6 protein-coding genes are annotated in these 11,964 nt (G+C 71.8%); 4 read left to right on the top strand and 2 right to left on the bottom strand.

The genetic code is table 11. The features are described 5' to 3' along the window. The first annotated feature begins 18 nt into the window (after positions 1 to 18). The 3 genes from recN to AC1DO7_RS21515 all read left to right on the top strand — a co-directional run bounded on the left by recN (position 19) and on the right by AC1DO7_RS21515 (position 4,111). Positions 19 to 1,743, top strand: a complete 1,725-nt coding sequence (gene recN, locus AC1DO7_RS21525) for a DNA repair protein RecN (protein WP_441618757.1) — start codon at positions 19 to 21, stop codon at positions 1,741 to 1,743. A gap of 42 nt (positions 1,744 to 1,785) precedes the next feature. Next, complete coding sequence (locus AC1DO7_RS21520) at positions 1,786 to 2,229, top strand: hypothetical protein (RefSeq protein ID WP_441618755.1); 444 nt, start codon at positions 1,786 to 1,788, stop codon at positions 2,227 to 2,229. Positions 2,230 to 2,425: 196 nt separating this feature from the next. Continuing rightward, entirely contained in the window at positions 2,426 to 4,111 is a 1,686-nt protein-coding gene (locus AC1DO7_RS21515) for a S8 family peptidase (protein ID WP_441618754.1), read from the top strand. Positions 4,112 to 4,137: 26 nt separating this feature from the next. On the opposite strand, the gene rrtA is transcribed toward AC1DO7_RS21515, so the two are convergent. Further along, entirely contained in the window at positions 4,138 to 4,794 is a 657-nt protein-coding gene (gene rrtA / locus AC1DO7_RS21510; protein WP_441618752.1) for a rhombosortase, read from the bottom strand. Next, positions 4,791 to 7,631 (bottom strand): bifunctional [glutamate--ammonia ligase]-adenylyl-L-tyrosine phosphorylase/[glutamate--ammonia-ligase] adenylyltransferase, encoded by a 2,841-nt coding sequence (gene glnE / locus AC1DO7_RS21505; RefSeq protein ID WP_477116545.1) that lies wholly within the window; start codon positions 7,629 to 7,631, stop codon positions 4,791 to 4,793. The genes rrtA and glnE overlap by 4 nt, the downstream gene beginning before the upstream one ends. A gap of 254 nt (positions 7,632 to 7,885) precedes the next feature. On the opposite strand from glnE, the gene AC1DO7_RS21500 reads away from it, so the two are divergent. Beyond that, on the top strand, positions 7,886 to 11,964 hold a 4,079-nt coding region (locus AC1DO7_RS21500; RefSeq protein WP_477116542.1), incomplete at its 3' end, for a YhdP family protein.

The raw sequence follows: 11,964 nt of genomic DNA, 5'->3' as shown, positions 1-11,964 counted from the left end.
CCTGACCCGTCGCCCACGATGCTGCGCAGCCTGTCCATCCGCGATTTCGTCATCGTCGACACGCTCGACCTCGACTTTACCCCGGGCTTTACCGTGTTCACCGGCGAGACCGGCGCCGGCAAGTCGATCCTGATCGACGCGCTGGCGCTGGTGCTGGGCGAGCGCGCCGACGCCGGCGTGGTGCGCGAGGGCGCCGCCCGCGCCAGCATCAGTGCCACCTTCGCCACGCCGCCCGGGCTCGACGCCTGGCTGGCCGAGCATGACCTGACCGGCGACGACGGCACGGTGCTGCTGCGCCGCACGGTCGATGCCGGCGGACGCGGCAAGGCCTTTATCAACGGCGCCGCCGCTACGCTGGGCCAGCTGCGCGAGATCGGCGACCGCCTGGTCGACATCCACGGCCAGCATGCCCACCAGTTGCTGCTGCGCCCGGACGCCCAGCGCCTGCTGCTCGATGCCCACGCCGGCCTCACCGCGCAGGCCGGCGCGGTCGCCGAGGCGTGGCGTTCGTGGCGCGCCTGYGTGCGCCAGCGCGAGACAGTCGAGCACCATTCGCGCGAGATGGCGCTCGAGCGCGAGCGCCTCGAATGGCAGGTCGGCGAGCTGGAGAAGCTCGCGCCGCAGGCCGGCGAATGGGAAGACATCCAGGCCGAATACAACCGTCTTTCCCACGCCGCCGGCCTCATCGAAGGCAGCCGCGCCGCGCTGGAAGCGCTGTCCGAAGCCGACGGCTCGGTGCTCTCCACGCTCAACAGCGTGGTGCAGCGCCTGCGCCAGCTGGCCGACGTCGACCCGGCCCTGGGCGATGTGCTGGCGGCGCTGGACCCGGCCCAGGTCCAGGTCGAGGAAGCCGCGCACTCGCTCAACCGCTATGTCGACCGGCTCGATCTCGACCCGGAGCGCCTGCAGGTGGTGGAGGCGCGCATGCAGGCGCTGCACACCACCGCGCGCAAGTACCGCCTGCCGCCCGAGCAACTGCCCGACGAGCTGCAGGCCCGCCGCCAGCAGCTCGACGACCTGCAGTCCGCCCAGGACCTGAACAAGGTGATGGCGCGCGAGGCTGCCGCCCGCGCCGCCTACCTGACCATCGCCCAGCACCTCGGCGCGGCCCGCAAGGTGGCCGCCGAGAAACTCTCCGCCGCCGTAACGGAAGCCATGCAGGGCCTGTCGATGGCCGGCGGCAGTTTCGCCGTGTCCCTGCACCCGCTCGAGGAAGGCCAGAGCCACGGCCTGGAGCAGGTCGAGTTCCTGGTCGCGGGCCATGCCGGCGTCAGCGCGCGCCCGCTGGCCAAGGTGGCCTCCGGCGGCGAACTGGCCCGCATCAGCCTGGCAATCTCCGTCATCACCAGCGAAGCCGCGCCCACGCCGACCCTGATCTTCGACGAGGTCGACACCGGCATCGGCGGCGCGGTGGCCGAAGTGGTCGGCCGGCGCCTGCAGGAACTGGGCCGTGCGCGCCAGGTGCTGTGCGTGACCCACCTGCCGCAGGTGGCCGCGCAGGCCGGCGCCCATCTGCTGGTCAGCAAGGAAACCAGCGAGCGCGGCGCACAGGGATCGGTCACCCGCTCCCGCATCCGCGCGCTCGACGCCGCCGGCCGCGTAGTCGAGACCGCCCGCATGCTCGGCGGGTCCACCGTGACCGCTACCACCATGCAGCACGCCGAGGAAATGCTCGCGCAAGGCGCGCGCAGCAGCGCCGGCCCGGCCCGCGAAGCGCGCCGGTCACGCCGCGCCGCCAGCTGACGGCGCCCGTCCTCCGGCCCAGTAACCACACAGGAGTCTTCCATGTCCCTCGGCAAGCAGCCGCACTCCCGCAAACCGGCCCGTCCGCTGCGCCTGACCGCCGCCTGCGGCGCGCTGGCCCTGCTGGCGCTCGCCACGCTGAGCGCCTGCCAGGCCCAGCGCCCGTCCGCGCCGCCGGCCAACAGCATCAGCGCCGACCGTGCCGTGGGCGACATCATGGTGCGCTTCACCGCGCCGCCGGTGATCGCCTCCGAAGACGCCGGGCGCCTGCTCGAATCCATCGCCGGGCCGATCCGCTTCGTGGTCAAGCGCCCCATGTCGGGCGGCGTCTGGCTCGTCACGGCGATCTCCGCCTCGGCCGACGCCACGCTCGACCAGGCCGTGGCCACCCTGCGCACCGCGCCGCGCATCGAGACCGCCGAGCCCGACCGCGTGCTCAAGCCCAACCGCACCCAGCCCATCGGCCGCGACATGCAGCCGGGCTGACGCTGCCGGACGGCGCGTTTCATGCCATTGTCAGCTTGCCGTAGTCGAATGCGGGCACTCGGACGTTGAGCTATCTTGAAGTTTTGTCGCTGTAACCGAGGTTTCCGGCGCAATCGCGCAAATGTAGTTTCCGGGGTGCTCCGGCGGGGTGCTCCGCCGCGGTCGGTCCGACGCGGACAAACGGGAGGAGGCAGACATGCAGCAACCGTTTCAGCATCGGAATGGCAGGACCTCGCATCTGGCACGGCGCGCCACCGCGCTGCTGGCGCTGGGCGCCAGCCTCTGGCTTGGCGCACCGGTCACCGCCGGCGCGGCCCCTGACCCGGCGGCGCGCCCGGCGCCACGCTACAGCGGCAACTTCATCGTGCGCTGGCGCGATGGCGCCACCGCCACCGGCACTGCCAGCGACAGCGCCACCACCGGGTCGCAATCCGAGCGCATGCTGAGTGTGCGCCAGAGCACCGGCGTGGCGCTCTCCGTGAAGCGCCAGATGGGCGGCAGCCTGCAACTGCTGAGCGTCGGCGACGCCGACGCCGCCGACCCCGAGGCCACCGCGGCCCGCCTGCGGCAGGACCCGCGCATCGCCGAGGTGGTGCCTGACCGCTGGCTGCGCCTGCACGACACCACGCCCAACGATCCCCAGTTCGCCCTCAACCAGCCCTACCTCAACACGCCCGCCGTGGTCGTGGGCGGCGTCAACCTGCCGCCCGCGTGGGACCGCACCCGCGGCAGCAGCAACCTGGTGATCGCGGTGCTCGATACCGGCTACCTACCCCACCCGGATCTCGCCAGCCGCATCGTGCCGGGCTTTGACTTCATTACCGACCCGGCCATCGCCAACGACGGCGACGGCCGCGACGCGAATGCCATCGACTCGGGCGATGGCGTACCGGCCGGCTTCACCTGCCCCGGCACCTCCACACCGACCACTACCGCCACCAACAACAGCTGGCACGGCACCCGCGTGGCCGGCACGCTGGGCGCGCTCACCAACAACGGGCAGGATATCGCCGGCGTGGACTGGAACGCCCGCATCCAGCCGGTGCGCGTATCGGGGCGCTGCGGCGCGCTGCTGTCCGACACTGTCGACGGCATGCGCTGGGCCGGCGGCCTGACCGTGCCGAACATAGCCAACAACCCCACGCCGGCGCGCGTGATCAACGTCAGCCTGGGCGGCGGCACCTGCTCCAGCGTCGAGCAGCAGGCCGTGAACGACCTCGCCGCCAACGGCGTGGTCGTGGTCGCCGCCACCGGCAACAGCGCCGGCGCGGTCGAAGCGCCGGCCGACTGYAGCGGCGTGGTCGCCGTCACCGCGCACGTCAACGACGGCGAGAACGCCAGCTATGCGAATGTGGGGCCGAAGGTCTCGCTGAGCGCGCCGGGCGGCGGATGCGGCAACTCCAAGGTGGTCACCAATCCCAACACCGGCGTCGCCTCATGCACGGTCTCGCAGTCGTTCATCCGCACCATATCCAATGACGGCACCACCACGCTGGGCAACTACGTCCTGACCAATTCCCAGGGCACCAGCTTCGCCGCGCCGCTGGTGTCGGGCGTGGCCGCGCTGATGCTCTCGGTCAACCCGGCATTGACGCCCGCGCAGGTCCTCGCCGCGCTGAAGAGCTCGGCGCGCCCGCACCCCGCGAACACCTATTGCACGCTGCCCGCCAACACCGGTATTTGCGGCGCCGGCCTGCTCGACGCCAATGCCGCGGTGATCGCGGCCGCGCAGGTCACGGCGAGCCCCCCGCCCACGACCAGCACGCCTTCGGGCGGCGGTGGCGGCGGCGCGCTGTCGTGGCCGCTCGCGCTCGGGCTGTGCGGCCTGGGCCTGCTGGCAGGCTGGGCCGCACGCCGCCGCGGACAGGCCTCGCCGCGCTGACCGCACGGCGGGCGCATGCGCAAGAGTCAGGCGGCCGGCGTCGTGCCGCGCCGCCGCTGCCACCACTCCTGCGCCAGCCACAGCGCCAGGCCGGCCAGCGCGCCGGCGGCATGCGAGACGCGCACCACGCCGAAGCCCCATTGAGGATCGAATACCACCGGCGCCAGCCACGACTGTTCCAGCCAGGTCTTCACCAGYACGCCAAGGCAGAGCATCACGCCGATGCCGCGCGACCAGCCGTCGCCCTGTAGCAGGCGCAGGCCGCCCCACAGCGCCAGCCCGTGCAGCGCGCCGGACAGCCCGCCGTACCAGCCCACCGAAGGCACCCGGCAGAGCACCAGTTGCACCGCCACGCCGCAGGCCACCAGCACGGCAAGCATGGCGAGCGTGCGGGCCTCGCGCCCGACCAGCAGCAGCAGGCCCGCTGTCGCCAGCAGGTCTGCCAGCCAGTGGCGCCAGCCGAGATGGACCCACATTGCGGTCAACAGGCGCCACCATTGCCCGCTGGCGCCCTGCCCCATCACCGCATCGCGCAGGTAAAGCCCGTGGGCGTGCAGCCAGGGGATGAAGGTGAATGCCGCGCTGAGCGCGGCGACGGCGGCAATGGCCGCGATGGCGGCCAGCACGCCAGGCGTGCCCTGCCCGCCCGGCCGGTGCCCGGCGACGGCCGGAGCCGGCGTCAATTGCCGCCGGCTCCGGCCGGCTCGCCGAAGACCGCCTGCCACAGCGCGCGCACGTGCGCCACCGGCGCCGCCACGTCGCCCGATGCCACGCGCGCCTGGTCGTGCCCGTCGAGGCGCAGCTGATGCTGGCGGGCGCGGAAGATGCGGTAGGCATCGCCCACCTCGCGCGCCAGCGTGGCATCGATCAGGCCCAGCTCTCCCGCGGTGCGCAGCAGCGCGATATTGCCGGCGTTGCGCGTCAGCTCGGGATGGTCGTGGCTGTGCAGCAGCACCAGGTATTGCACGGTGAACTCGATGTCGACCATGCCGCCGCGGTCGTGCTTGAGATCGAACAGGCCGCCAGCGTTGGGATGGCCGTCCGCCACCTTGCGCCGCATCGCGGTGATCTCGCCGCCGAGCGTGGCGGCGTCGCGCGGCTGCCGCAGGACTTCGTCGCGCAGGCTCTCGAAATGCGCGCCGATCTCCGGCTCGCCCGCGCAGAAGCGCGCGCGCGTGAGCGCCTGGTGCTCCCACACCCAGGCGGTGTTGTCGCCTTCGCGCTGCTGGTAGCGGCGAAAGCCTTCGAAGCTCGTCACCAGCAGGCCCGCCTCGCCGTTGGGCCGCAGGCGCGTGTCCACGTCGAACAGCGTGCCGGCCGCGGTATGGCTGGTCAGCCAGGTGATCAGCCGGCGCGCGTAGGCGGTGTAGATGTCGGGCGCGCGCTCGTGTTCGTCCTCGTAGAGGAAGATGATGTCCAGGTCGGACGCATAGCCGAGCTCCTTGCCGCCCAGCTTGCCGTAGGCAATCACGGCAAAGCGCGGCTGCTCGCGGTGACGCGTGGCCAGCTGGCGCCATACCGCCTGCAGCGTGACCTCGAGCATGGCGTCGGCCAGGTCGGACAGGCGGTCCGCGATCTGCTCCACCGTCAGCATGCCCTGCAGGTCCTGCAGCAGGATGCGGAAGGTCTCGGCATGGTGTTCGCGGCGCAGGATGTCCATCTGCGCCTCGATCTGGCCGTCGGCGGCGTCGAGGCGCGCGGCCAGGCGGGCGCGGAATCCTTTCCAGTCCTGCGCGCCCGCCAGCGCGTCGCTGTCGAGCAGTTCGTCGAGCAGTTGCGGGTGGCGCGTCAGGTAGGCCGCGGCCCAGCTCGACGCGTGCAGCGTGTCGGCCACGCGCGCCATCGCTTGCGGATACTCCGACAGCAGCGAGAGATAGGATGCGCGCCGGCTGATGGCCTCGAGAAAATCGACAAAGCGCGCGATGGTGCTGTCGGCATCGCTCTGGCGCGCGGCCAGGTCCAGCGCCCGGTTGACCAGCAGGTCGAAGCGCACCCGGCTCTGCTCGGACAGCGCGCGGTAGCGCAGCGACGCGCCGGTCGCGCGCAGCCGGTCGAGCAGGCCGGTGCAATCGGTGAAGCCGGCCTTGGCCAGGCGCTCGCATGGCGGTTCGTCCTGCTCCTCCTGGATCAGCGCGGGCCACAGCGCCTCGCACGGCTCGTTGACCTGGTCGGGGTCGGAGAAGGTGGCCTCGAACTGCTGCGCCACCGGGTCCTGCAGCGAAGCCAGCCGCTCCAGCAAGGCCGGCCAGTCGGCGCAGCCCATCATGCCGGCCACGGCCTGCTGCTCTTCCTCGGTGGTGGGCAGGTGGTGGGTCTGCGCATCGTCCCGGTATTGCAGGCGGTGCTCGAGCTGGCGCAGGAAGCGGTAGGCGTTGGCCAACTGCTCGGCCTGGCCGGCCGGCAGCAGGCCATGCTCCACCGCCACCACCAGCACTTCCAGCGTGGGCCGTATGCGCAGCGCGGGATCCTGCCCGCCGCGGATCAGCTGGAATACCTGGGCCATGAACTCGATCTCGCGGATGCCGCCGCGGCCCAGCTTGATATTGAAGGCGCGCTGGTTGACGCGCTGCCCGCCGCCCGGCGCCGCGAGGCCGCCGCTGCGCTTGGCCGCCTCGGCGCGGATCTGCGCATGCAGCGAGCGGATGGCGGCAATCACGCCGTAGTCCAGGTAGCGGCGAAAGACGAAGGGGCCGGTCAGGCTGGCAAGCTGCGCCGCGGCGCGCCCGGCGTGCGGCGTGTCCTGCGCCGACACCACGCGCCCCTTGATCCAGGCATAGCGCTCCCATTCGCGCCCCTGCACCACCAGGTACTGCTCGAGCATGCCGAAGCTGCACGCCAGCGGGCCGGCGTCGCCGTTGGGACGCAGGCGCATGTCGACGCGAAACACATAGCCATCGGCGGTGACCTCGGCCAGCAAGTTGATCAGGCGGCGGCCGAGGCGGATGAAGTATTCATGGTTGGACAGGCTGCGCTGGCCGCCGCGCGTGTCGCCGTCCTCGTCGTAGAGGAAGATCAGGTCGATATCGGACGACACATTGAGCTCGCGCCCACCCAGCTTGCCCATGCCGACCACCACCAGCTCCTGCACCTCGCCGCTGGATTCGCCGACCGGACGGCCATAGGTGGGCGCCATGTCCGCCTCCAGCACGGACATGCCGTACTGGATGCCGAGTTCGGCCAGGTCCGTCATGGCGCCGGTGACCTCGCCCAGCGTGGACAGGCCGCGCAGGTCGCGCTCGATGACCACGCACATCACCTCGGCGCGCAGCCGGCGCAGCGCGCGCTTGACGGCGTCCTCCACATCGGCCGACGGCTCGTGCAGCACCTTCAGCCGTGCCGCCATCCAGGCGCGCGTGAGCGGCTGCGCGCTCGCGCCGGCGACGATTTCCGCCAGTTCCGGACGGGCCTGCACCATGCGGCGGGTGTAGTGCGAATAGGCGGGCGAGTACAATGCCGTGCCGGCGCAATCGACCGGCACGAGTGCGGCGGCGGCCACGACGGCGTAAGRCCCCGTGGCCATGTCGGCTACGGCCTGCCTGGCGGCGCTGGAAGTGTTGCCGGGAGCATGTTCGCCACCGGCGCCGACCGCGGCGGCCTCGCTGGCAGCATTGCTTGCGTCGGGCGTGGGCGCGGCCGTGGAACTCGTCGGATCAGTGGAAGTCATTCCTGTTACTTGGAAGCGCGTGAGCCGGCCCCTTTTGCCGGTGCGCGCATCGTGCACGGCCGGTCAGGCACCGAATTGGAGAGCGCCTAGTATTGTCGGATAATCTGCGCATGTCCAGCCGCGCCACCCCACCCGCCAAGCCCCCCGCCACGGCCACAGCCGCGGCCGTGGCGGGTCAAGACACGGCCGCCGGCCCCTCCTTCCCGCGGCAGGCCGCGCGCCGCGCGCTGGCGCTGGTGCGCGCGCTCGGCCGCGGCGTGCTGGCGGTGCTGCGCCATCCCGTGTGGCGCGGGCTTGGCCGCGTACTGGTGCGCCTGGCGCTGGCGCTGCTGCTGGTGGCGGCGCTGGGCGGGCTGCTGATCCGCTTCGTGCTGTGGCCGCAGGCATCCGCGGCACGCACCTGGCTGGAGCAGCGCGGCTCGGTCGCACTCTCCGCCAGCCTGAGCATCGGCCAGCTCGATACCTACTGGGACGGCTGGCATCCCGCCTTCCATGCCCGCGATGTCAAGGCCGTCGACGCCGGGCAGCGCGTCCTGCTGGCCGCCGGCGCGCTCGACGGCAAGCTCTCCTGGCGCTCGCTGTTCAGCATGGACCTGCTGTTCCAGCAGATTTCCGCCAGCCATACCGATCTGCTCGTGCACCGCACCGCCGACGGCAAGCTGGAGGTTGCCGGCCTGGCGGTCGACACCACCGGCGCGCAGCCGCAGGACAACCGGCTGTTCGACTGGCTGCTGGCGCAGGGCAAGATCGAACTCAGCGACGGCAGGCTGCGCTGGCTCGACGAGAAGAACAAGYTGCCGCAGCTCGAGGTGGGCAATATCCAGTTCAGCGCCAGGCGCCTCGGGTCGCGCCACGTCATCCGGCTCGAAGCCCAGCCGGCCGCGCTGGCGCCGCGCCCGCTCGTGATGCAAGCCGACTTCCGCCACGACTACCTGCGCCGCGCCGGCGACTGGCACAACTGGCACGGGCAGGCCAGCTGGGACCTCGGCCAGCTCGAGCTGCCCGTGCTGCAGCGCTACACCGCCATCTTCGACCGGGTGACGCGCGGCACCTTCAGCACCGACGGCACCATTGAATTCCGCGGCGGCGAGATCAGTCGCAGCCAGGCGCGCCTGCGCGCCGATGGCGTGGACCTGCAGCTGGCCGGCGCGCCCGAGCCGCTCAAGCTCGCCAGCGCGCAGGCCTTCGTCCTGCACCGGGCCGGCCGTGACCACGATAACCTGCTGACGATCGAAACCCTGCTGTGGCAGCCCGAGCCAGCCGAAGGCCCGGCCGTGCCGCCGGCCAGGCAAGCGCAGGCGGCAACCCCTCCTGTTGCCGGCGCGACCGGAACCCCGCCCGGTGCGACGAGCAGCGCGGCGACCGGGCCGTCAGCCAGCGCGCCCGCCACCGAAAACGCCTGGCGCGAAGGCATGCGCAAGGTGATAGTGGGCTGGGCCACCGACAACAAGGGAAAGCTGCGCAAGTTCACGCTGAAGGCGCCGACCTTCGACCTCAACACGGTGCGCGCGCTGGCCACCTCGATGCCGCTCGATACCGCCTTGTCGCGCCAGCTGCGCGCGCTGCAGCCGTCGGGCCACCTCGACAACCTGGAGGTCAGCTGGAACCGCGACCGCCCGGGCATGCTTACCCGCCGCGAAGGCCAGACCCACTTCAATGTGCAGGGCACGCTGCGCAATGTCTCGGTCCGCGGCCAGCCGGCCAGTCCCGCGGTGAGTGCAAACGGCAAGCCGCGCCTGGGCGTGCCCGGCTTCTCGCGGCTGTCCGGCAGCTTCAGCTTTGACGACCGCCATGGCAGCGCGCGCCTCGAAGGCAGCAACGCCGCGCTGATATTGCCCGGCCTGTTCGAAGATCCGCGCGTGGCGTTCGACCAGATCACCGGCGAAGTGACCTGGACCCGCGACAACGGCAAGCTGGCGGTACGCACCGAGGGCGTGCGCTTTGCCAACGCGGATACCGCGGGCGTCGTGCGCGGCACCTGGCAAGCCGGCGGCGACGGCCATGGCGGCATTGCCGATCTCTCCGGCGAACTGAGCCGCGCCCAGGTCAGCCGCGTGCCGCGCTACCTGCCCCTGGGCCTGCCCGCCGCGACGCGCCAGTACCTGGCCGGCGCGCTCGTCGCCGGCGACGCCAGCGATGTGAAGTTCCTGGTCAAGGGCGACCTGGAGCATTTCCCCTTCCACAGCCCGCACGAAGGCGCCGGCGATTTTCGCGTCGAGGTGCCGATCCAGCGCGTCAGCTACCAGATTGCGCCCCATGTGAGCGCGGCGCCCGGCAGCGCCGCCGCGGCCAGCAACGGCGGCAAGGCCTGGCCGAACTTCACCGACATCAGCGGGCGCGTGCTGTTCGAGCGCGGTGGCATGTCCTTCGTGGCCCAGCGCGCTGGCGTGCAAGGTGTGCAGGGCGTCACGCTGCAGGACGTCAACGGGCGGATCGCCGACCTGGGCGATCACGGCCACCTCATACTCGACGGCAGCGCCGCCGGTCCCATGTCGGGCTTCCTGCGCTTCGTCGGCGCCAGCCCGGTGCGCGACTGGACCGGCCAGGTGACCAGCGAGATGCGCGCCCAGGGCAATGGCGAGCTGCGCCTCAAGCTCGACCTGCCGCTCACCGAGGCGAATGCCACCAAGGTGGACGGGCAGTTCCGGCTGCCCGGCAACGATGTCACGCTGAACCCGCAGTTGCCGCCACTGGGGGGCGCCACCGGCGTCATCGCCTTCAATGAGCACGGCTTCCAGCTCAACGACCTGCGCGCCCGCCTGTTCGGCGGCGAGATCCGCGCCGGCGGGGGCAGCCAGCCCGACGGCACGGTGCGCGTGACGGCCAATGGCAACATCGGCGCGGCGGGCATCCGCGAAGTGCTGGCGGGCTCGCCGCTGGCCGGGCTGGCGCCGAAGATCGAGGGCGGCACCGCTTACAGCGCCGTGATCGGCGTGCGCGAGCACCAGCCGCAGATCATGGTGAGCTCGGAACTGGCCGGGCTGTCGCTCGCGCTGCCGGCGCCGCTGGGCAAGAGCGCGGCCCAGGCCGTGCCGCTGCGCGTGGAACTGCGCCCCGCCGCCGCGCGCGCCGGTGTCGAGGAGCTGCTGGTGCAATACGGCAATGCGCTCAATGCGCGCTACCTGCTGCGGCGCAATGCCGAAAGCACGGAAGTGGTGGCCGGCGGCATCGGCATCGAGCAGCCGGCGCCGCAACCCGCCAGCGGCGTGACCGCCGCGCTCAGCACCGGCCGCTTCGACCTGGACCCCTGGCGCGCCCTGCTGGACGACGGCACGAACCGAGGCAAGGCAAGCGGCGCCGGTGCGGCGCCCTCGCCCTTCGCGCCCGAGCGCGTCACCGCCCGCGCGCGCACGCTGACGGCGTTCGGCCGCGAGCTGAACGACGTGTCGCTGGAAGCCACCCGCGAAGGCGCGGGCTGGGCCGCGCAGCTGGATTCACGCCAGATCGCCGGGAGCCTGCGCTGGCGCAACGACGCCACCACCACCCCGGCGGGAGCGTTGACGATACGGCTTGCGCGGCTGAACATCCCGGACAGCAACGATGCCGGCAACATGGCGGATGCACTGTCGGGCAATGCCAGCGAGCTGCCGGCACTGGACCTGGTGGCGGACCACTTCGAGCTGCATGGGCGTGACTTCGGCAAGCTGGAGGTCAAGGCGCACGCGAACGACAGCGGCGGCGACCCGGTGTGGACGCTCGAGCGCCTGGTGATCGAGCAGCCCGGCGCCACCTTCACCGGCAGCGGCAGCTGGCGCATGCCGCGCCGGCTGCGCGAAGGCACCAGCCCCGAGCGCCGCACCCTGCTCGACTTCAAGCTCGAGGTGCGCAATGGCGGCCAGGTGCTCGAACGCATGGGCCTGCCACATATGCTGGCCGACGGCCATGGCACCTTCGAAGGCCGGGTAGCATGGCGTGGTTCGCCGCTGGCCATCGACTACCCCACCCTGTCCGGACGCATGAATCTCAAGCTCGAGAACGGCCAGATCCTCAGCGTGGACCCCGGCGCGGCCAAGCTGCTCGGCGTGCTCAGCCTGCAGGGCCTGATGCGGCTGGCCACGTTCGATTTCCGTGGCGTGGCGGGCGAGGGCATGGTGTTCGACGAGATCACCGGCACCGGCACGATCGAGAACGGCGTGGCCAGCACCAAGGACTTCGAGCTCAGGGGCGCCCAGCTGCGGGCCTCGATGAC

This window comes from Cupriavidus sp. 05N40 (genome assembly GCF_056397305.1).
Note: the sequence above shows the minus strand (reverse complement) of the source record. Positions and strands in the feature narration are given on the sequence as shown.

Coding starts and splice junctions, on each gene's coding strand:
- AC1DO7_RS21520 (WP_441618755.1), top strand. CDS start 1,786: ATGTCCCTCGGCAAGCAGCCGCACTCCCGCAAACCGGCCCGTCCGCTG.